Origin of the sequence: Commensalibacter sp. B14384M2, assembly GCF_016101865.1 — a bacterium.
Lineage (GTDB): Bacteria > Pseudomonadota > Alphaproteobacteria > Acetobacterales > Acetobacteraceae > Commensalibacter > Commensalibacter melissae.
The window spans coordinates 352,654-375,260 of the sequence record NZ_JACFPS010000002.1 but is presented as its reverse complement, the minus strand read 5'-3'; the positions used below and the strand labels follow the sequence as shown (position 1 = coordinate 375,260).

Below are 22,607 nucleotides of genomic sequence, written 5' to 3'. Positions count from 1 at the left end.
CATGATGTAGTGATTGCTGGTTTTTTTATTTGCAAAAAGATAATTTTTAAATAAAACGTTTCACTTATTTATCATTTTAAATTTTAATAAAATAGTTTATTTATTTGAAATATTTATATTAAGGTATTTGATAATGAAAATTAAAAACGTTCAAATCAGGAATTTCAAGCGTTTTACTGACTTGAAAATTGAGGGGATTCCAGAAACTGCCAAAATGGTTGTTTTGGTAGGGCCGAATGGTTGTGGAAAATCATCAGTGTTTGAGGCATTTAATTATTGGCAGTCATCGAATTTTTCACAAAAAATTCATCAAATGAATAGTTCAGCTCAAAAAGAGTATTTTCTTAAACAGAGGGCAATGATAGAACAGATAGATAATCATTCTGAATATTATCTTGATATATGTAAAATTGAAATATATTTACACCAAAATGGTAATAAATCGAAATTTTATTTTAGGACAGCATACCGTAACGACCCTGGTTTTTCCGTTAATACTCTTGAAGCTAGTTGTGGCAATAATACTTTGGCATTTATTGAAAATGACCAACGTGTTAAGTTGAATTACCAAAAAATCATGAAAAGAACAATTGATAGGTTATATGAAGAAGACAATGACAGTAAAACAATCAAAAAATTAAGAGAAGAACTAATTGGTAAACTTCAACAATCAGTGCAAAATGTATTTAGTGATTTGATATTAAATAATATTAAAGCACCATTAGAAGAGGGTACCTTTTACTTCAAAAAAGGAATTATAGATCATTATAATTATAAAAACCTGTCCAGTGGGGAAAAAGCCGCCTTTGATTTATTATTAGACCTAATTATTAATCTTGATGAATATCAAGGTGCTTTATTTCTTATTGACGAGCCTGAAGTGCATATTCATACCAATTTACAGGGTAAAGTGATTGAAGAGATGTATAAGCTTATTGAAGGTGAAGGGCAATTGTGGATTACGACACATTCACTTGGTGTCATGATGAAGGCTAAAGAACTTTCCCTTAAAAATCCAGGCAGTGTCGCTTTTCTTGATTTTGACCAGCATGATTTTGATCAAGCGGTTACGTTAAGGCCTTCGCCGATTGATCGGGTGGTATGGCAGAAATTCATGTCGGTTGCTTTGGATGGTTTGGAAACAAAATTGGCTCCCGAAATTATTGTCATGTGTGAAGGGAGTTTAGAGGGTAAAAAACGCTTTAATTTTGATGCGAAAATTTATACTTGGATTTTCCAAAACCAGTATCCTCATATAACTTTTATCTCGGGAGGGTCATGCAATGATCTGAAAAAAAAGAGCCGGGAATTTAGAATGCTTTCTTCGGTTTTGGAGCAACAAAGTAAAGTGCTACGTTTAATTGACCGTGATGATTACAGTGATGAAGAAGTTAAAGAATTTCAGAAAAAAGAAATTTTCACAATTGGTCGTCGTGCTATAGAAAATTATCTCTGGGATGATGAATTGATTACAAAATTGTTAGAGAAACATAATAAAATCGAATTATTGTCCGAAGCTTTAGCCGGTAAAGAAAAGGCCATAAAAAACAGTGTATCACGTAAACATGCAGAGGATGATTTAAAAAGTGCTTCGGGTCAAATTTATATCGGGTTGAAGGAATTATTAAATTTGAGCAGATGTGGAAATGATCACATTACCTTTATGAGAGATACGATGTGTCCCCTTATTACTCCTGATACTAAACTTTATAAAGAAATGAAGCGGGATATTATTGAACCTATTTTGGAATGTGCTTCATCTAAACAATAATTTTGTCTTCAAGGGGTATCAAGACAAAACTTTAAGCAATATTTTTAGTTTATATTATTGAAGTTATAATCAATTCCATTCATCCAGTTTCCAATCGCCTTTATTCCAGTCATTATGCAATTCTGTCGCTTTTTCTTCTAAATTTTGATCCAAGATAGCCTGATGTATAGTTCGCATTAGTCTTTGGTAATAGGCAAGATTATGCCAGGTTAGCAACATTGCTCCAAGGATTTCCTTGCTGCGGAAAAGATGATGGATATAGGCACGACTGTGTTTTGAACAGGCGAGGCAATCACATTCTGGATCAATAGGTCGCCGATCATGAATGTGACAGGCGTTTTTCATATTAAGTGTTCCACGGCTTGTATAGGCACGACCGGTTCTTCCCGCTCTTGTTGGCATGACACAATCGAACATGTCAATCCCCCGCATAACTGATCCCAACATATCCTGTGGCGTTCCCACACCCATTAGATAACGAGGTTTGTCTGATGGAAGATAGGGAACAGTCACATCAAGGGTTTCAAACATTTGTTCTTGGGGTTCACCAACAGCAAGTCCGCCAATTGCATAACCTTCAAATCCTATTTTGTTTAATGCCTCCGCGCTTTCAATCCTTAAATCGGGTTCAATACCTCCCTGAACAATGCCGAATTGAGCATAACCAGGTCTTGTCTTGAAGCGTTTTCTTGACCGTTCCGCCCAACGCATCGACATACGCATTGAGCTGGCAATGGTATCATGACTGGCTGGAAGTGCAGGACATTCATCAAAACACATGGTTATGGTGGCATCAAGCAGATATTGAATATCCGTCGAGGATTCTGGTGTCAATTTATATGTGGATCCGTCAATATGAGAACGAAAGGTAACACCTTCCTCGTTCAGTTTACGTAAGGCCCCCAGAGACATCACCTGAAACCCGCCAGAATCCGTTAAAATAGGTCCAGACCAATCCATAAATTTGTGTAATCCACCCAGTTCATGAATCAGTTCCGCCCCTGGACGAAGCATCAGATGATAGGTGTTTCCCAATACTATTCCCGCTCCGGTTGAACGGACAGCATCCATGGTCATGGCTTTGACTGTTCCCACTGTTCCTACAGGCATGAAGGTTGGTGTGATTACGTCGCCATGAGCGGTATGTAATATTCCCGCACGGGCTTTATGATCTTGAGCTTGTTGTGTCCAATGGAATTTTAACGATGTCATGATTGGTGTGTCAAATTAAAAAAGGTCAATTTATTGATGTTATATAAATTTATTCTATGAAAAGGAAGATTAAAAAATTATCTAATTATCATGGATATTGAAAATTTATCATAATCTGGGGGATAGTGATCATTAATAAAATGATTATATTCTTTGATATTCTTACAAATTTTCGAAAAACCTGAATATTTTAACATTATAATTGATAAATATTGTAATTAGAGATAGGTATTTAATATAGTTAATATTCATTCAGTAATAAATCAAAGTATTGCAGAAGATATGGCTGTTGTTGGTTCTATCCAGAAAAAACAGAATCAGTTTCTTAATTTCTCCCAGAAAAATCCCTATGATAATTTATCTTGCATGAAACCTGAAAATGTTTCATTTATTTAAAATGACAGGGTTGTTATAACTCAAGAAATTAAAATACTTTGTTTATTATAAAAATTCTTTTTCAATAATACATGCATCCCCGTAAGAATAAAAACGATAATTGTTTCGAATAGCATGTTCATAGGCTTGACGCATTTTTTCTGTTCCACCAAAAGCGCAAACCAGCATAAATAATGTGGATCTGGGTAAATGAAAATTAGTCATCAAGATATCGATGGATCTGAATTGATGACCTGGACGTATAAAAATGGATGTTTCCTGTTGAAAAGGGTGAAATATTCCTTGTCGATCAATTGCACTTTCCAATAATCGCAAGGTTGTTGTTCCCACCGCGATAATACGTCTTTTTTCAACTTTAGCTTGATTCAATCGTTCAGCGTTTTCTGGACTGAGCACGCCATATTCTGCATGCATATGGTGATCATTGATGTTTTCACTTCGCACTGGTAAAAATGTTCCAGCACCCACATGTAGAGTAAGGGCCAGCCGTTCAACACCTTTATGATCAAGCTGGATTAATAATTCTTCTGTAAAATGCAATCCGGCTGTAGGAGCGGCAACTGCACCAGGATTTTGTGAAAATATTGTGTAATAATCCAGCTCATCCCTTTCAGTTGGTCCATAGGGACGACGAATATAGGGAGGTAGCGCCAATTGGCCAGATGTATTAAGCCATTTATCAAATTCATTACCCTCAAGATTAAAACGGATAAACGCACCACCACCTGTTTCAAGTTTTACCACTGTGGCAAAACATTTTTTATCTGGAAAATCAAGGCGGTCTTGTTCCTTTAAACGTTTACTGTTTTTGATCAATACATGCCAAGTACCATCTCCCATCGGTCGATCAAGTGTAATGCCAATGTGAGCCATACCCCTTTGTGCGAATAATTTGGCGGGAATGACCTTTGTATCATTGGCAATCAAGATATCACCTTTTTGAAAATAACAGGGTAAATCCCGTATTGTTTTATCCTGAAATTTTCCCGATTTTGATGGAATGTAAAGAAGTTTGGCAGCCTCTTTGGGACGAGCCGGATGCTGGGCAATGCAATGTTCAGGAAGCTTGAAATCAAAATCTGCAGTAAGATCAGTCATGGATTATTATGGTTGAGTCATTAAAAAATGTTGAGAATATACATTTATTAAATGTATATATCGGTTAGAAAGATCAAGAGATAAGAATTATTGGTTTTCTTGGCAAGTGTACAAACGAACTGTATCGTCTTCATAACGTATATCATTTAATGTTTTTTCTTCAGTTAAAATACGGCATCCTGTCACATCGGGATTATCTTTTGCTCCAACGCGATAATAAGCCAATGAATTCTTTACTGGTTTCCCTTGTTTAATCGTATCATTATTAAAATTACCCATAACCATAAAGGATAATCTTTCCGCCTGTGTTATCTCATGTGGCGTGAAAATGGCGCTGGTTAGAGGAAAAGCGTTTTTTTGTAATTTGCCATAATAGGCAGGTAACTTATTTTTCGAAAATTGATGCAAGTTACTCATATTATAGATTAATGCAATGATTGCTAATAATAAGGTTAGTAATTTTGTATAATAATTAACATCACGCCCAATTAAAATGGCACTGATGATACAGATCAAAATTATATGGGTATAACTGTAATGGGCCAGTCTTGTTTTGGCGAGACTGAAGATCAGAAAACTTGACAGGATTGCAGAAAGAATAATTAAAATATCATATGAAAACATTTTCCATTTTCTAAATGAAAAAGAATAAATCAAGGCGAAAATGAAAATTATGGTGATCAGACTAAAATGATCCACAAGCTGATTAAAAAAATACCAGATGGAATGGTAATGACCTGTAATACGGTCAGAGGCTCTGGCTATAAGGTCATAGCAGTACATTTCCTTGATAAAATCGAACTTGTCATAGGGATAACGTAATGCTAGCCAGATTAAAATAGGTGAAAAAAAAATGATTATGGGAAAGGTAAATGATTTTATTGAAAGCTGTTTGTTTTTGAATAAATAAACGTAAGCAATAAAATAGGGAATAGCCATAAAAAGAGCATGCCAGCTTTTTGTTAAAAAAGCCAAGGCAGAAAAAAAAGCCGCAAGTGTAATATGTCGGGTATCATTTTTACTTGCTAGGGCAATTACAACCATAACTTGGCAAAATATATAAAAAGCATCCGCGTCTCCAGAACGGAAACCGTGGGTTTTGATTATCAGGGATGCAGTAAATATTAGGGATAAAAAAAGAATGGAGCTGATTATATTATATTTTTTATATGTGTAATAACAGACAATACTGCAAAGCAGTATTGTTGAGACTATTGAAAATAATCGTACTGTTAAAATGGATTTCCCAAATAAAGAAATGATAATACAAGTTGGTAAAAAGCTGAGTATGGGTTTTAAATTCCACATATCAGTTTTATTCATCCATGTGTTGATAATCCAGTTTTTATTGATATTCATTTCAATTGAACTGACTGCATGACGGCTTTCGTCCCAGCTATCGAAATGGGTAAGATTTATATGATAGAAAAGGGTGCAATAGAAAACTGCAAGAAGTACAAACAATAGAATAATAAAAAAATTTTTTCTTGTTAATAAAAACATAATTATTCAGTCATCATTATAAAAAACAGGTTTTTATTCATAATCAATTATTTCGTTAGAAAATAAAGTGTTTGAATGAGCGTTAAAATGTTAATTTATAAATTTTTACATGAAAATAAAGATATTTCGTTCTGATCATGTTTATTTTTTAATTCTGTTACTTTTTCAGTTACGGGATGACATCGATTGATATCGGAATTGTCGTTGCCTTGATCCCGATAAAAAACCAGTGCTTTTGATATGGGTTTTCCATATTTGATTTTATCATAATTGAAATTGCCAAATACCATGATGGCTAAACGTTCATTCTGTTCTATATGTTGTGGTACATATAAGGTATTATATTTTGGATAGGCATTTTTTTGTAGTTGATAATAATAGTCTGGCAAATGTATTGAAGAGATTTTATGTAGATTGGTAAATGCAAAAATAACTGCTATAAAACTTAGAATAATAATAAAATATCGGGTATATTTATTAATGTCTCGACCAATCAAAATACTTGTGACCAGACAGATTAATATAATATGCGTATAGCCATAATGGTAAAGTTTTGTTTTAGCCATACTGTAAATCAGCAGACTACTCAAAATGGCTGATAAATAAATGATGATATCATAAGTTAAAAAATGTTTTTTCCTATATTTGTAACTATAAAATATGGAAAATATAAATGTTAAAAAAATGAGGCCAAAATTATTGAATAAAATTTTTATAAAATAATTCCAGCCATGAATATGATTTTCAATCATATGGGAGGAGCGTTTTATTAAATCATAACGCACCATTTCTTTGATAAAAGCAAAACCATCATATTGATAACGTATGCCAAGCCATATTAATATGGGCAAACTAAAACAAATGACAGGATATAAAATAGCTTTTATATTGAACCGATGGCTTTTAATTAGATAACCATAGGAAATTAAAAAGGGTAAGCCCAGGAAAAGAGCATGCCAACTTTTTGCTAGAAAAGCTAACGATGAAAAAAAAGCGGCCAGAGTAATATGAAAATGATCATACTTTGTTGCTAATGATAATGTTGCGGTAATTTGACAAAGGATAAAAAATGAATCAATGTCGCCGCTTCTGAAAGCATGGTTACGAATTAAAAGTGAGGTTGTAAATAGAAGTGAAATAAAAAGAATGGCTGTGTAAATATTATATTTTTTAATTGTATAATAACAGACAAGATTACATAAAAATATTGCACATAAAAGAGAAAAAAGACGGATTGCTAGAATTGATTTGCCAAAAAGTAAAATCATTAGACAAGTTGGCAGAAAACTTAAAATAGGTTTTAAATTCCACATGTCGGGTTGGCCAGCCCAACTGTTTATAATATAATTATGATTGTAGATCATTTCCAAAGCACTGACGCCGTGTCGGCTCTCATCGGAACTGGCAAAAGGGATTTGATTGATATGAAAGAATAGAATAAAAATAAATAAACCCATTAAGGCTATTAATAAAATATTCCAAAAATTCTTTATGATTATTAACATGTTTAAAATATTTATAAATTAAAAATAATTTTTTTATATTAAAATGATTGGGAGTCAATGAATATTATACAATAAAATTTTATATAATAATAAATTTATAATGAATATAAAGACTTGCAGTTTATTTGTTATTGTGAAGGAATATAGTTTAAATATTTAAATTATATTAGAAACTACGAAGCATGATAGTAGGATTAATAGTCTAATAAACTATGATATTTTTTATAATCTGGATAATCTATTAGTCTCATAAATCGCTTTATGTTGTAATTAATCTATCTTTAACAAAAGTTATATTTTAACTGTTAAAAAAATGATTAATATTTTTTATAGCACAATACGGTTTATTGCCAATTAAACTTTTGGTTTTGTTAAACTATTTATCATTTGATATTATATTATAAAATTTAATCGGTTTTTTTTCTAAAAGCATCTAAACTTATAACCTGTGATTTCTCTTTCGATGCGTTACTTTCCTTAGAAGGTTTAGCATCTTTTAATTCTTCCATATTATTTGTAACTTTACGGAGTGTTTGAACAGGTGTCTTTTCTTCAGATTGAATCACGGTTAGACTAGAGGGAATAGGCTGAAAATTAAATGCTAGATTAACAAACGGATCCGCAAACCCAATAACAGATCCGAAGGGAATAACCAATATACTCCCAACTCCGCCAAATGAAAGACCAACAGACATTTGCTGTTTAATTCTGTTGATTTTCAGATCCCAAAATTGATGTTGTAAAACAATCGTCATTTCTTCTGGATATTTTTCTTTAAGTTGGGGTGGAATAATCACATTAGGATAGTCGGTTTTAAACTGGATATAGAAATTATGGCTCCCAGGCAGTCCATTTTTTGCAACTGATTCCAGAGCTTTTAACATGACCTCACGATAGGCAGCTTCAATCCATTCATTATATGGTAAAAGGGAAGGAGGGTTTTCGTTAGAACCTGAATTATCTGAATTGGTCATTGTCTAAACTTTAACTATAAAATCAATAATCTAAAGTGAAGGGTTTCTGTTGCCCGGCACCCTTCAAGCCGCGCTTGTCACATTGGCTTATTAGGCCGCGATAGCGTGTGCCTCGAAATTATCGTTGGCATTTGTAAAAAACAGTCCGATAACGGTGGTACAATACCGAGCAAAAAATATATCTTTACTACGCGTGTCGATCCTGTTTCGTCCCCATAAGCTTTATGGTGGAGACGCCGGGTACCGCCCCCGGGTCCACTACGCCTATTTCATATACCGTTTATTGCCATAGTTGGATAAACCAACAATTTTAATATAATAATATTTCACTAATAAAAAAAGGGGAAATTAATTTTTTTTGATCCAAATTAAATTTCTGGGTAACCGTAATTAATTTCCAATTGTTTTTACTTATTATTTCTTTATAATTTTCCGTAATAATCTTAACAGGAAATAAGCAATGAAAAAATCAGTAATCTTTGGAACAACCGCAGCCATTCTTGTACTAGGTTCAAGTCTTGGAGGTGGATATATCTATCTTCAGCATCAGCTACATAATCGTCTTGATGCGGGAATTAAAATGTTGGAGCAATCCTTTCCGGGTTCTTCTATTGTTTATGATCGCAGTGTAACCAATGTATTCACACGTAGTGCCATTTTGGAAAAAGTGAAGATCAAAGGCCAGTCTGGGCAATTATATACAATGGATAAATTGAATATCAAATCTGGTTCACGTAATGGATTGATGAGCGCTACAATTGATAATTTTGAAACAAAAATTGATAGTGACTTGATGATGAATAACGGGCAGATTCACGTTGATCATATTGATTTAAACAATTTTGTTCCCAGAAAGGATTTGCTTGACATCGATGCATCTGGAAAAATCAAGAGTGTTTATTTTTCAAAGGCAAAATTTGATTTGTTAAATCTGAAGAATATTACAATGAAATTATCTTCTGGATCGGAAAAGATAGCAATAGCTCAATATCAAATCAAAAATTATGGATTAGATCGGAAATCCGACCAAACTTTGAATGATTTCCGTTATTATGATAAAGTTAACAATCGGGACAATTATTTCAATATTCAATCACTTCAGATTAAGGATTTGAGTTTTGCTAAATTTTTCCAAAATATTGAAAATGGAAAAACGTTTGAATTTGCAAGTGACGAACCTAAACTTTTTCATATTAAAAATGTCGAATTAAAAATTGATGTTGCACGATACCAGCTTGGTGACATGCAAATTTCGACAGAAAAAGATGGAAAAAACCGTTTGTTTAGAGGTAATAAATTCGATAACTTACAATTACAAACCGATAGTGATCCAAGACTGTACGCTTTAAAGCAATATGGTTATGATCAACTAAATATGTTCGGGAATTTGTCCGCGCAGTATCATTATGATCTGCAAGAATGGAATCTTGAACCGTTCCAGATTGGTGCAAAAAATATTGGGAATGTAAAAATTAATGCTCGTGTAAAAGGTCCGGAAAAACCATCAGCAAATAATGAAATGGCAATGATAAATGATTATAAAATTGTATCCTTTACAATGCATTTTCGTGATGATGGATTAATACAACATTTGGCTGATCTTAAAAGCCGTGAAAAGAATGAATCCGTTGATCAGATTAAGCAAGAATGGATTGAGGATTTACAGAAACCCGATAGAGATTTTCCGGAATTGTCTAAACAAGCTGGAAATGCTGTCATTGATGTTATTCATCATCCGGATCATGAGCTTACAATTGAGGTTAATCCAGATAAACCTTATTCATTTTTAGATCTAACTTCATATAATGCCAGTCAGATAATTGATCATTTGAATATTAAGGTTCATAGTGATTCTAAGCATTAATAATGGATTTTATAAAATAAATTCATGAACTTATTCGGCTGGATTGAATAAACTTACATAAATTACATTTTCAAGATGTGCAAAATGAATAAATTGAAAAAAGTATTTTTCTCTCTATTTGTTTTGCTTTTTATTTATTATAGGACTGAATTTATATAATATACGTTATAGGGGGGGTCCTGTTCATATTAGAATACACGCATAATGCCCTGACACGGATTGCAGGAAAAAAGGGCATTATTCATATTCCAAGGCGTTTGTCCTTAAAGTTTTCCAAACGGTCATTTTCGAGAATATAAATGTGACGCTTGAAGATGGTAGTTATTTAAATGTTAAGAAACTGAAACTAATACCAGCAATGGGCAGGAAAGTAGCTAAACTTGTTGCCAAAGATATTGAATGGAATAAAGATGGAAAAATCAGGGTATCAAATTCATATTAACTATTTGAGAACAGAGGGTATGGGAAACGGTACAAGAATTATTTTGGGAAGTATAGCCAATTTTTTATATAAAACAGGCTATCATTCAATTACGGTTGATTTTTCATATGATGATAATCAATCATTTTTTACTAATGAAGCCTGCTATATATTTCGGAAAAAATTTTGTCCACATTGATTTGTCCTGTTTATTGGGTTTGAATTTAAAGCCGCATTTTTTTTAAATAGCTAACGAGGGGAATATGCAAATCATGACTGTTAAAAACCATTAAAATCATATATTTTAGGAAAATAGTTTTATACTGGTTTATAAATAATTTCTTAGTCGTACTTAAAATGAGTAAATAGATTATTATGGCACTTACAGAAGAACAACAGGCAGATATTAAAGCGCAGTCAAGTCAGCAACTTTATACAAAACGGCCAATTTCGCCAGGTTTGGAAGAAATGCTTTATCAAGCTTTTCCTGTACTGGATCATGGATTTGTCAGGGTTGTCGATTATATGGGTAATGATTCTGCAATTGTTCAGGCAGCCCGAGTTTCATATGGAACCGGTACAAAAAAAGTATCGGAAGACCGTGGTTTGATTCGATATTTAATGCGTCATTATCACACAACCCCTTTTGAAATGTGTGAAATTAAGTTTCATGTTAAATTGCCAATTTTTGTAGCACGACAATGGATTCGTCATCGTACGGCCAGCGTGAATGAATATTCGGCCCGATATTCAATAATGGATAGAGAATTCTATATTCCCGAACCTCGCGTATTGGCAATGCAAAGTAAGGTTAATCATCAAGGTCGTGGAGAAGTTCTTTCTGCTGACCAATCAGAGGCAGTTCTATCGCTTTTACGTAATGATGCGCAAAAATGCTATGATGATTATGAAAAAATGCTTCGTACTCCTGAAGAAAATGGTTTTGGGCTGGCTCGTGAGCTTGCCAGAATGAACTTGACCTTGAACAGTTATAGTCAATGGTACTGGAAGGTTAACTTACATAATTTATTTCATTTCTTGCAGCTAAGAATTGACTCGCATGCACAATATGAAATCCGTGTTTATGCCGAAGTAATGCTGAAAACGGTTCGGGCATGGGTTCCTCTGGCTTGTGAGGCATTTGAAGATTATCGCAAAGGGGCTGTAACATTTTCCTCGACCATGATGAGTGTTATTGGCAAGTTGTTAAATGGACAATCTGTTGATCAAGCTGACAGTGGATTAAGCAAACGTGAATGGACAGAAATGATGCAGATTCTGGATCATTACAAATCCTAGAGTTAATGTGTATATAAAATCTCTTGGAAAGATTGAAAATGGAAAAACTTTTATATGTTGCTGGTATTATCATTTTATTTATCGGCATTGTTGCAGCGATGTGGTTTCTTCCTTTTGGACGTAATCTGGATGCGGATAATCAGTATCTACATGAGACTTTTTATACAAAGAAAAAATGAACTATGGTAAATATTTGATTATAAATATGAAAGTAGTTGAAAATTTCATTATGGATTATAAAGATAAAAAGAATCTTCCTGTCGATGAATATGAGTATGAATTGCCTGGTGAATCCGTCCATTCGTCATCTGAATCAATGGGAGAAAGTTTTTTTACCCAACCTTCAAATCTTGATTCTGACATTAAACCTCTAGATCCAAATCAAAAAATTGAATTTGCCACTTTACGTCCTTGGTATATTGCCTGTACTTTCGTTTTGGTTTTGGGGTTGATTTTTGAATTTGGAATTTTAGGAAAAAACGGAAAGCAGGGACCTTTATGTCGGTATATGCCAAAAAATAAGGTTTGTTATGTTTTGGCAGGTCCTGGATCTTCTTTAGAGAAATAGATTCGGGGTGACAGGGTTTTTAGAAATTTTTGCTATTTGCAAGTCCTGTTTTACAAATGGCGGGATAAATTAAATCTGCAATAGCATGGTAGGCTTGACTTTCTGGGCCATCAGGTTGTTGAACGGTTATGGGAATTCCCTCATCTGATGCCGTACGGATCGCAGGTAAAATAGGTATTTCCCCCAAAAAAGGTATATTCAAAGCTTTGGCTTCTTTTTTAACACCATCCTGTCCAAATATATAGGTTTTTTCCTGACAACGAGGGCAAAGAAAATAAGACATATTTTCAATGATACCCAATATAGGGGTTCGCGTTTTCTGAAAAAGAGAAATACCTCTTTTGGCATCCAATAAAGCAATATCCTGAGGTGTGGAAACCATTATCGCACCATCTAATTTAATGGATTGGCCAAGGGTAATTTGAACATCACCCGTTCCAGGAGGCATATCAATCAACATGATATCCAACTCTCCCCATTTTACGTCTGACAACAGTTGTTTGACCGCCCCCATTACCATGGGTCCCCGCCATATAACCGCCTGATTCGTGGGAACCAGCATGCCAATGGAAATTGCTGAAATACCCCATGCCGTCATTGGGATCAGTTTGTGGTCTCTTACTTCTACCTTGCCTTTTAGATCAAGCATATGTGGAATGGAAGGGCCATAGATATCAGCGTCCATGATGCCAACCTTTAATCCTTTTTGAGACAAGGCAATCGCAAGATTGACAGTTGTTGAGGATTTTCCAACACCTCCTTTTCCCGAAGCGATTGCAATGACACATTTAACCGAATTGAGAGTTTCAATGGGTTTGGCATTTTTTATATTATTTGCTTTTATTGAAGTTGTATCTGATTTGGTATGACCGGTTTGTTTGGGTGGGAATACCAAGCGTTTTGATATGGTTGGATCATGTAAGCCGGAAGAAATGGCATTCATAAAAACACGGGCTTGTTCCACATCTTTAAGCTGACTTAAATGGTGTTCGATTTTTGCCCGTAATGGTTCCACTTGAGCGGGATCAACATTGGGGACTTTTAACGTTATATGTATTTTTTGGTTTTCAATATGAAGCGTTTCAATCAAATCAGTGTCTAGCAGCCGAATATAAGGAGACCATGGAAGCGTAAAATCTTTCAAAGCCTCTTTGACTTTTTGCCGGTTAATTGAAATAGGGTTATTCATGTAAAACCTTGAAGAAACAATCATTAAAAAATGTAATTATCAAGTTTATTTTAAAAAGTATATAACAGATTTGTAAAGTTGTAATGAAGCTCTGAAACTAATTTTCTTCATTTTATTTAGAAAGAAAATGTAGAATAAATTGGAAAGAATCGTTAAGGAATAAAGTTCTGATCAAACAGCAAAAAAAATCAAAAAGGGATCATCGTATCGATGCTTTGCGTGGATTGGCGCTGATCATGATGTATATTGACCATATTCCTGAAAATCTTCTAAATCGTTTTACCATGCGGAATGTAGGGTTTGCCGATGCAGCAGAAATTTTCGTATTATTAGCTGGATATGCTTCCTGGCTTGCATATGGAAGAAGGATTCCACTTGACGGGTTTTGGAAAATTTGCAAAAGGATTTTTGCACGTTGCTGGAAAATTTATCTTTTTCAGATAGGCTTGGTATTAATTACATTATTCAGCATCTATCAGTGGCGTCGGGTATGGATACTGCCAGTTGATTTTTTAGAGCCTGAATTGGCGCATGGTCACAGTATCTTAAGAGTATTCTGGCGGTTGTTACTTCTGGATGCATTGCCAAGCAATCTGAATATTTTGCCACTCTATATCATTTTACTCGCCTTTTTTCCCATCCTTTATTTAATCATGAAATATCGTTGGTGGTTGGCGTTGGGAATAAGTTTTTTGCTATGGAGTTGGGTTAATCTTGATCCATGGTTCAATTTTCCTAACTGGCTCGATCCTGATGGTTGGTTTTTTAACCCTTTAGCATGGCAGTTTTTATTCACGCTTGGGGTTTATGGTTCTATTCTCGCAGGTAAGCATGAAGGTGATTTTCCATATTTTGTATGGTTACAGGGACTTGCTATCGCTTATTTAATCTTTTCTTTCCTAGAAGCGTTTCCATGGGGATATTGGGGATTACCCGATTTGAGATTGATAGAACTGCATACTCCTGCAAAGGCTTATCTTTCACCATTGCGATTGATGGACGTTATCGCAATATTTTATCTTGTTCAATCTTCAAAATGGACCAAACATTTTTCCGAAAATAAAGTTGGACAGCTTTTGGCTTTATATGGTCGACATTCGCTGGAGGTTTTTTCCTTGAGTACGGTTTTTGATCTATGGGGGCGTTTGATGTTCGCTAGCTGGGGACAATCAGTATTTTTGCAGCTAGGTATAAATTGTATCGCAATATATATTCTTTATCTCCTGTCTTTATATCTTGATAAAAAAAGACAACGATTAAGAACTATCAATCTAAGATCCCAATAATATTATTAAAGTTCAATAATTTCAAAAATCAGGATTTATTCAGAAATAAGCTTATCATGAATTCATGTCTAAGATGTTAGAATTTTAAAACAGTGTAACCATAAAATCATGATTTTAGATAAATTTATATTTATTTTAATGAATTTTATGGTTAAATTAATTCAGTTATTTGATCTCTGCATGTTTTTAGAAAAGAGATAAGTTTGCGCATGAAGTAACCTGTAATAATGCTGTTATTATTTTTAATGAATAAAGAATAAGTATGTCAAAAAATCTTTTTCAAGGGGATTTGACACGTTGTTTGATCCTTACCATGGGGATATTCGGTTTGGTTTCAACTCATCGGTTGCAAGCTCAACCTGCTGTTAACTTACCTTTTATAGGTCGTTTAACTTGGCCAGATAAATTTAGTTCTCGATGTTCTTCTGGTAGTTTTGCAAATGTTGCCGAAAAATTATTGCCGACGGTGGTTAATATCTCAACCAGTCGAGTTCTTAAACCGGGGCAGCATGATGATGAAGATGATGACAATACGGAGGATACCGCTTCTGATCCAGATTCCCCTTTCGAAAAATTCTTTCAAAACTATATGAATGGCAAGAGTGGTCCTGATGACGGTATGGAACATCTTCAGGCGTTGGGTTCTGGTTTCATTATTGATTCATCAGGCCTTATCGTAACAAATTATCATGTTATTAAAGATGCCGACCAGATTTTGATAACTTTACAGGATAATCGGACGGTTAAAGCGGTATTGAAGGGATATGACGAAAGAACAGATATTGCCTTACTTAAGATTAATGTGAAAGAACCATTAACCATTGCGCATTTTGGTAATAGTGATTATTCAAGGATAGGTGACTGGGTTTTGGCAATTGGTAACCCATATGGTTTATCTGGAACCGTGACATTCGGTATTATTTCATCAAGGGGAAGGGATATAGAACAGGGGCCATATGACGATTTTATTCAGACAGATGCCCCAATCAACAAGGGAAATTCCGGAGGTCCCTTATTTAACATCAAAGGAGAGGTCATAGGCATTAATACAGCTATTTTTTCACCTTCTGGAGGGTCAATAGGCATTGCTTTCGCCATACCTGCCAATGAGGCAAGGGATATTATCAATCAGCTTCGTGTAAACGGCAAGGTGACTCGTGGATGGATTGGTGTTCGTATCCAGGAAATTAATGAAAGTATAGCGAGCAGCCTGAATGTAAAACCGTTTCAGGGAGCCTTGGTTGTAAAAATTGAGAAGGGTAGCCCTGCTGATAAAGCTGGATTAAAATCTGGCGATATCATAGAAAAAATAAATAGCCAGGTTGTTACAGCCCACACAATGCCAAGGATGGTTGCTGCCGCTCCCATTCATTCACAAATTAATTTAACAGTTATAAGACGGGGAAAAGTTGTTGATTTACCTATAGAGATACAAAATCTTGAAGAAAATGAGGAAAGTAAGGAGAGTGATATTCAGGATGAAAAGGCAAGAGTATTAGTAATTAAAGATCTGAATATTACGGTCAGTACGATAACGAATTTACTAAGACAGAAATATAATCTGGCAGAAAAACAGCAGGGCGTTGTAGTGACCGCCGTACATCATAAAGAGAAAAATTTGATGCAGCGTTTAAAGCCCGGAGATGTAATTGTGGGAACAAATACTAAAACTGTAAATGATGTTGATATGCTTCAACAGGCAATCACAAGTGTAAAAAAAGAAAACAGAAATCCTACTTCAATGCTTTTGCTGGTTCAAAGCGGTTCTATTATGCATTGGGTTGCAGTCCCGTTCGTTTCCGAAAGAAACAAAAGCGATCATAAACGATAATTCTGATCATGAATTCCAGGATTTACGGTTAATCGAGCAAGGTATAAATGAGGTTTGGAATTAAAAGGCTGAATTTATATCCCGCTGTTATTCAAAGTGTTCGGTTATTATTATCTGTAGCAACAGCAAGCCTACTTGCACATCTATGTAAATTGAACGAACCTTATTGGGCATTAATTACAGCTGTTATCGTGACGCAAAGTCGTATCGCTCAAACCCTTCAGACCAGTCGTGATCAAATTATTGGTTCTCTGATTGGTGGAATTGCAGGGATCATAGCCATTGCCTTGCAGATTTATTGTGGCTGGTCACCGATTATAGTGTTTACAATCGTAATGATTCCGATGGTTATGTTCGTTTCATGGCGTCCCACCATGAGGCTTGGAGTTGTGACACTTGCAGTCGTTTTTCTATTCCCTTCACCCGGAGGGATTTTTGAAAGACCTTTTGATCGTATCTTTTCAATTGTTGTAGGTGTATTGGCCTCTTTATTGGTTAGTTATTGTATATTGAGACCTCAGGCTAGATATCATGCCTTTTTACATGCCAAGGAAGCTTTTAGTAAATTATATAAATTATTACACGCTGTATTGATTGAAGGAATTTCATGGGATGCTGTTGAAGCCAAAAATGATGAAATCATTACAGAACTTCGCGAATTGGCCAGTGATATAGATGAAGCACGTAAAGAACGGCCTACCTGTGTTTTGGAAGAAACGGATCCTGTACTTGTGCAGTTATTTCCAATTTTGCGACGTTTGCAAAGTGATAGTATTTTTGTGGCAAGAGCAATGGAGGCTTATGGTCAAAAATTACATCCCAATACCGAAAAAGCCTTGGAACATGCTTTAAAAGAAATATTTTATTTTTTTAAAATTCAGTCTGTAAGACAGGCCAACGGCAAACATAAAAAATTGCGGAATGCCTGTGATATTCATGTTGATTTTAATTCCTTGTTAAATCCACTGCTGGAAGAGGCTAAAAAATCTTGCCCTTCCATCATTCAATTTACATTAAAGGCACTTTGTAATGATTTTTGCAGAGGTCATGATATCTTTTCCTCATGAAATGCTTTTAACGATATTATTTTGGTTTCTTATAGTTTGAGATTTCATCATCGCTTAATGTTCTTGCTTCATTGGCAAGCATTATTGGTATGCCATCCCTAATTGGATAAGCCAAACCTGCATTGCAACTGATCAGTTCATCAGCTTCACGATCATAAATAAGAGGGCCTTTTGTCACAGGACAGACAAGGATTGAAAGCAGTTTTGGATTAATGGGAGGGGTATTTTGAGACATTTGTTTATCCTTTAATGAATTAGATAAATTCTATTGGCAATCGGGCTTAAGAAAATAATAAGGTTGATAATTGACGACGTCCCTGCAACGTGGCTGGATCGTCAAATCCCCAAGATTCAAAAAAACGTAACAATTGTTTTTTTGCCGCTTCATCATTCCAGCTTTTGTCTCTTTTCATAATTTCAAGCAATTCATGTGCGGCTTCATTCCTTTTTCCGGCACCATTTAAAGCGGTAGCCAGTTCATAGCGTGCCTGATAATTATCTGGATCCGATTTGATTCTCTCCATTAATGTCTGTGTATCTCCAGTGTTTTTTTCACCTTCCAATGCAAGGTCAATGGCAGATTTTGCACCTATAATTTCGGCATGATTCTGTATGGATTCCGGAACTTGCTCAAGACTTTCCTGTGCCGCTTCTGGTCCTGCACTGGCAAGAATTGATCGTATCAACCCGCCCCATGCTTCAGGTTTTTCGGGTTCCAGTTCAAGGGCTTGGGAAAAAATACCCATTGCCTCATCGAATTTTTTGTTATGCAACAATGTTTGTCCCTGTTCAATTAAATCCGCGCTAGGCATTGCACTTCCAGCGGTTTTTAATAATTGACTGACAAATTGTTGAATTGCATTTTCAGCTTGCACCCCTTGAAATAAATCAACTATTTGCCCCTGCCAAAAAGCAGCAACCAGAGGGATAGACTGAATGGGAAGGCCGATTTGCATCAACTGTTGGACAAGGGCTTGATTTGCGTCTATATCGATCTTTACAAGTTTCACGCGTCCTTGAGTGGCATTTGCAATTTTTTCCAATAATGGTGTAAGTTGTTTGCAAGGGTTGCACCAATTCGCCCAAAAATCAACTAAAACAGGAATTTTTTGGCTGGCTTCAACGACTTCCTGAACAAAGCTATTTTGATTACCTTCAATAATACTCGTTTTGGAAGAAGAAGCCGATGAAATGGCTGTTCCATGTTCAGTCAAAAGTTGACCTTTTGCAGGTTGGGACGGGGAGTTAAAAAGCGCCATAAATCATATCCTGTTTCATTTAAATGAAAAATTTGATTCTCATATGTTTAACAATTTCTAGATATTAGAATTTATTTTTGTATATATTATAGTGGATGAGAGACAGGAAATAAAAATAATTTTTAATTTTTGTTTTTTCCGCTTGCATCTTTAATAGAAATATCATAAAAGGCTTTTACGTTCTTCAGAGCGGGCGTAGCTCAGGGGTAGAGCACAACCTTGCCAAGGTTGGGGTCGTGGGTTCGAATCCCATCGCCCGCTCCAATTAATAATTTATTAAGTTAAATCTTACTTAATATAGATTAATTTTTTAATCAAATAATCATTATATTTTCTGTAGCGTACAAAAGAAATTATATGAAATTAATTCATATATTGTTATTAAATGTATAAATGCTTGAGAATAAGATATTATCGTCATAACTTGGGTTTTTATTTTAAATATTCCAACTAAATATAGTTCGTAATAAATTCAAAAGATTATATGATTTTTTATTTCAAAAATAATTTATAGAAACTGAAAATTTCCATTATTGATTTTTCTCGGAATTTATTATTTGAATTTCTATCAGAAAAAATTGCCTTTATATTGTGCAATAGGTTCGCAGTAATTATGTATCAATCATTATTTTTTTAATGGACTAGATAAAGATTGAAGAGTAATTGTGAAAAAAAAGTTATTGATTTTACTTTTTATTTTATTGGGATTTGGAATTTGTGTTCAAGCGCAAAATCCATGTCAAAATAAGTTTTTATATGGAAAACCGCCAGTTATTGAATGGCCGATAAAAACAGTCTGCTTCAAAGATTATGCCGCTTCTTTTTCAGATATAACTTTGGGGAATATTTATTCAGCTGAATTTTTGACAAAAAATCAGGTAATGGCCAGTAAGAATATGAAAAGATATGGTAAATTTGATAATCGTGATCCTGTTATCAGGGATTACAGAGGATCAGGTTTTGATCGTGGTCATATGACGCCTAGTGGGGATATGCCTGATTATCAATCTCAGGTACAGACTTTTATCTCCAGTAATATTGTACCTCAGACAAAGCAGCTGAATAGTGGAAAATGGAACTGGATTGAACATAATGTAAGGAAAATGGCAATATTCTACGATCAGTTATATGTTATAACAGGTTCTTATTTTCAGGAACCGGTCAAAAGAATCGGTTATGACGGAGTATGGGTTCCGTATGCAGTCTGGAAAGCGGTTTATATTCCGTCCTTAAAAAAGGGTGGGGTTTATTTTTGTAAAAATTCACATAGGCCTGTATGTTATCGCATGAGTATAGCTTTTTTCATTTACAAAACCGGGATTGATCCTTTTCCAGCGTTATCCAATGATATCAAGGAAAATAAATTTCCCTTGCCTAAACCTGTTCGTCCAAGGGTTAAGTAATATTTTTTATATTTTGAAGACAAGAATTGAATTTAATATGGAATACTGTTTCTGACCTTTTTGAATAGTTAATGAGAATTTTATTGTATTATGCTTTTTATCAGCATATTTTTCATACACTTATGTGTATTGGTAGTACCGGGCTCTGATTTTCTATTAAATTCAAGAACAAGGTTAACAGGCAATAAAAAAACTGTCATTCAAGTTGTAACGGGTACAACATTGGGGGCAATTATCTGGGCTTTGTTCTCGTTGTTGGGATTGCACCTTATTTTTCAATATTACCCTTTTTTACGAGAATTAGTTTTATTTGGCGGGTTAGTTTATTTATTTTATCTGGCATTTCAGATTTACAGATCGGCTGATTTACCATTGCCAGCAGAGCACGGCATTGGTCATTCATATTTTTTTACCGGATTGCTTACCAATTTAACCAACCCGAAAGCTTTACTTTATTTTTCAAGTATTTTTTTCAATTATTCATTTTGGGTCAAATCCTTCCAATGTTTTTTTTTATTTTTATTATGATAACGCTTGAAAGCCTGATCTGGTTTCTTTTTGTAGGATTGGTTTTTTCACATTCCGGGATACAGGCCTTTTATTAAATCTATAAGTTCAGGATAGATAGATTATCAGCATGTGTTTTTATAATGTTTGCATGCTCAATTATATTTAAATTATTTGTAAAATAAACTATCCTTATTATGTATAATTAAGTTGGTATTAAACTATTTAGTATATTCCATGGTTGTGAATATTTGAAAATAGGAACACATAATCAGAGGATTTGTGATGTTAACGATTATTCAATCTCCGTCAAAATATATCCAAGGTGCTGGTGCACTTGAAAAAGTTGGTAAATATGCCTTGATGCTGGCCAATAGTTATTTGGTTGTCGCTGATAGTTTTGTAATGAATTTGACACAAGCCACATTGGAAAAAAGTTTCCAGATTTCCTCGGTGCAGGCATATTTTGAAATTTTTAGGGGAGAGTGTTGTAAAAAAGAGATTAATCGTTTAGGTGAAATTCTAAAGAGACACGGTTGCAAAGGGGTTGTCGGTGTTGGTGGCGGGAAAGCCCTTGATACAGCGAAAGCCATTGCGTTTTATAATAAGGTTCCGGTTATAATTGTGCCGACAGCTGCATCGAATGATGCGCCAACCAGCGCTTTATCTGTAATTTATACCGAAGATGGCGCTTTTGAGGAATATTTGATGTATCCTTCCAATCCTGATATGGTAATTATGGATAGCACAATTGTTGCCAATGCACCCCTTCGTTTATTGATTTCAGGAATGGGAGATGCATTATCTACCTATTTTGAAGCCAGAGCCTGTTATGAGGCAAGAGCTGTCTCCATGGCAGGGGGGCAATCAACATTGGCAGCCTTGAATTTGGCCAGGTTATGTTATGAAACCTTGTTGGAGGAAGGGTTGAAGGCGAAAGCGGCTGTCGAGGCTGGAGTTGCTATAAAAGCTGTCGACCACATTATCGAGGCGAATACGTATTTAAGTGGCATCGGATTTGAAAGTTCTGGCTTGGCAGGGGCACATGCAATCCATAATGGATTAACCGTTCTTGAAGAATGTCATTCCATGTTACACGGTGAAAAAGTTGCATTCGGCACTTTAGCCCAGCTTGTACTTGAAAATGCGAAACAGGAAGAATTGGAAACCGTTCTTGATTTTTGTGTACAAATAGGTTTACCGGTTACTCTTGACCAAATTGGTATACAGGATAATGATGATCTTAAGGGAAAAATAATGAAAGTGGCAAAGGCAAGTTGTGCAAAAGATGACACTATACACAACATGCCTTTCGAAGTTTCTGAAGATCAGGTTTATGCCGCTATTATGGCTGCTGATAGAATTGGTCATAAATGGTTAAAAAACTATAATATTGTTTTGTAGCTGCATTCAATCATACGCAATTTCGTGAGATTGTGTATGATATTTTGTTA

At 34.8% G+C, this 22,607-nt stretch carries 20 protein-coding genes, 1 tRNA gene and 1 other RNA gene; 13 read left to right on the top strand and 9 right to left on the bottom strand.

The annotated features are described in order from the left end of the window. Positions 1-133: 133 nt before the first annotated feature. Positions 134-1,771, top strand: a complete 1,638-nt coding sequence (locus H3R33_RS05470; protein ID WP_198184766.1) for an AAA family ATPase — start codon at positions 134-136, stop codon at positions 1,769-1,771. 69 nt (positions 1,772-1,840) lie between these two features. Here H3R33_RS05470 and tgt read toward each other — a convergent pair whose 3' ends face one another. The 6 genes from tgt to ssrA all read right to left on the bottom strand — a co-directional run bounded on the left by tgt (position 1,841) and on the right by ssrA (position 8,804). Further along, complete coding sequence (tgt, locus tag H3R33_RS05465; RefSeq protein WP_110438705.1) at positions 1,841-2,983, bottom strand: tRNA guanosine(34) transglycosylase Tgt; 1,143 nt, start codon at positions 2,981-2,983, stop codon at positions 1,841-1,843. A 441-nt stretch (positions 2,984-3,424) separates the two neighbouring features. After that, on the bottom strand, positions 3,425-4,477 hold the full coding sequence (gene queA, locus H3R33_RS05460; RefSeq protein WP_198184767.1) for a tRNA preQ1(34) S-adenosylmethionine ribosyltransferase-isomerase QueA: 1,053 nt from the start codon (positions 4,475-4,477) through the stop codon (positions 3,425-3,427). An 87-nt stretch (positions 4,478-4,564) separates the two neighbouring features. Further along, positions 4,565-5,980, bottom strand: a complete 1,416-nt coding sequence (locus H3R33_RS05455; RefSeq protein WP_198184768.1) for a glycosyltransferase family 39 protein — start codon at positions 5,978-5,980, stop codon at positions 4,565-4,567. A gap of 95 nt (positions 5,981-6,075) precedes the next feature. Further along, a complete protein-coding gene (locus tag H3R33_RS05450) occupies positions 6,076-7,437 on the bottom strand; it encodes a glycosyltransferase family 39 protein (RefSeq protein WP_198184769.1) in 1,362 nt (453 codons plus the stop codon). Between the two features lie 455 nt (positions 7,438-7,892). Further along, positions 7,893-8,459, bottom strand: a complete 567-nt coding sequence (locus tag H3R33_RS05445) for an SspB family protein (protein ID WP_198184770.1) — start codon at positions 8,457-8,459, stop codon at positions 7,893-7,895. A 34-nt stretch (positions 8,460-8,493) separates the two neighbouring features. Further along, positions 8,494-8,804: a transfer-messenger RNA gene (gene ssrA, locus H3R33_RS05440) on the bottom strand. A 115-nt stretch (positions 8,805-8,919) separates the two neighbouring features. Here ssrA and H3R33_RS05435 point away from each other — a divergent pair. The 5 genes from H3R33_RS05435 to H3R33_RS05415 all read left to right on the top strand — a co-directional run bounded on the left by H3R33_RS05435 (position 8,920) and on the right by H3R33_RS05415 (position 12,611). Next, positions 8,920-10,323 (top strand): hypothetical protein, encoded by a 1,404-nt coding sequence (locus H3R33_RS05435; protein ID WP_198184771.1) that lies wholly within the window; start codon positions 8,920-8,922, stop codon positions 10,321-10,323. Between the two features lie 410 nt (positions 10,324-10,733). Continuing rightward, the gene (locus H3R33_RS05430; RefSeq protein WP_198184772.1) at positions 10,734-10,943 is read left to right on the top strand and encodes a hypothetical protein; all 210 of its coding nucleotides are present in this window, start codon (positions 10,734-10,736) and stop codon (positions 10,941-10,943) included. Between the two features lie 176 nt (positions 10,944-11,119). Next, the gene (gene thyX, locus H3R33_RS05425; protein WP_198184773.1) at positions 11,120-12,043 is read left to right on the top strand and encodes an FAD-dependent thymidylate synthase; all 924 of its coding nucleotides are present in this window, start codon (positions 11,120-11,122) and stop codon (positions 12,041-12,043) included. Between the two features lie 38 nt (positions 12,044-12,081). Beyond that, positions 12,082-12,222, top strand: a complete 141-nt coding sequence (locus H3R33_RS05420) for a hypothetical protein (RefSeq protein WP_155565153.1) — start codon at positions 12,082-12,084, stop codon at positions 12,220-12,222. A 26-nt stretch (positions 12,223-12,248) separates the two neighbouring features. Then, positions 12,249-12,611 (top strand): hypothetical protein, encoded by a 363-nt coding sequence (locus tag H3R33_RS05415; RefSeq protein ID WP_155569000.1) that lies wholly within the window; start codon positions 12,249-12,251, stop codon positions 12,609-12,611. A gap of 19 nt (positions 12,612-12,630) precedes the next feature. Here H3R33_RS05415 and H3R33_RS05410 read toward each other — a convergent pair whose 3' ends face one another. Beyond that, entirely contained in the window at positions 12,631-13,800 is a 1,170-nt protein-coding gene (locus H3R33_RS05410; RefSeq protein WP_198184774.1) for an Mrp/NBP35 family ATP-binding protein, read from the bottom strand. Positions 13,801-13,934: 134 nt separating this feature from the next. On the opposite strand from H3R33_RS05410, the gene H3R33_RS05405 reads away from it, so the two are divergent. The 3 genes from H3R33_RS05405 (at position 13,935) to H3R33_RS05395 (ending at position 17,984) form a co-directional block, all read left to right on the top strand. After that, entirely contained in the window at positions 13,935-15,086 is a 1,152-nt protein-coding gene (locus tag H3R33_RS05405) for an OpgC family protein (protein WP_370552778.1), read from the top strand. Between the two features lie 262 nt (positions 15,087-15,348). Next, positions 15,349-16,917, top strand: coding sequence for a Do family serine endopeptidase (locus H3R33_RS05400; RefSeq protein ID WP_232342127.1), 1,569 nt, complete (start codon positions 15,349-15,351; stop codon positions 16,915-16,917). A gap of 47 nt (positions 16,918-16,964) precedes the next feature. Further along, complete coding sequence (locus H3R33_RS05395) at positions 16,965-17,984, top strand: aromatic acid exporter family protein (protein ID WP_198184775.1); 1,020 nt, start codon at positions 16,965-16,967, stop codon at positions 17,982-17,984. Between the two features lie 16 nt (positions 17,985-18,000). On the opposite strand, the gene H3R33_RS05390 is transcribed toward H3R33_RS05395, so the two are convergent. Both H3R33_RS05390 and H3R33_RS05385 read right to left on the bottom strand, forming a co-directional pair. After that, positions 18,001-18,219 carry a Trm112 family protein gene (locus tag H3R33_RS05390; RefSeq protein ID WP_198184776.1) on the bottom strand — a complete coding sequence of 73 codons (219 nt, stop codon included), beginning with the start codon at positions 18,217-18,219 and terminating at the stop codon, positions 18,001-18,003. A gap of 46 nt (positions 18,220-18,265) precedes the next feature. Continuing rightward, complete coding sequence (locus H3R33_RS05385; RefSeq protein WP_198184777.1) at positions 18,266-19,243, bottom strand: tetratricopeptide repeat protein; 978 nt, start codon at positions 19,241-19,243, stop codon at positions 18,266-18,268. 189 nt (positions 19,244-19,432) lie between these two features. Here H3R33_RS05385 and H3R33_RS05380 point away from each other — a divergent pair. From H3R33_RS05380 to H3R33_RS05365, 4 genes are all read left to right on the top strand, one after another. Further along, positions 19,433-19,507 (top strand) — tRNA-Gly (locus H3R33_RS05380). A gap of 401 nt (positions 19,508-19,908) precedes the next feature. Continuing rightward, complete coding sequence (locus H3R33_RS05375; protein ID WP_198184778.1) at positions 19,909-20,646, top strand: DNA/RNA non-specific endonuclease; 738 nt, start codon at positions 19,909-19,911, stop codon at positions 20,644-20,646. A 90-nt stretch (positions 20,647-20,736) separates the two neighbouring features. Further along, positions 20,737-21,174 (top strand): LysE family transporter, encoded by a 438-nt coding sequence (locus H3R33_RS09215; RefSeq protein ID WP_198184779.1) that lies wholly within the window; start codon positions 20,737-20,739, stop codon positions 21,172-21,174. Between the two features lie 264 nt (positions 21,175-21,438). Beyond that, on the top strand, positions 21,439-22,557 hold the full coding sequence (locus H3R33_RS05365) for a glycerol dehydrogenase (RefSeq protein WP_198184780.1): 1,119 nt from the start codon (positions 21,439-21,441) through the stop codon (positions 22,555-22,557). Positions 22,558-22,607: the final 50 nt, after the last annotated feature.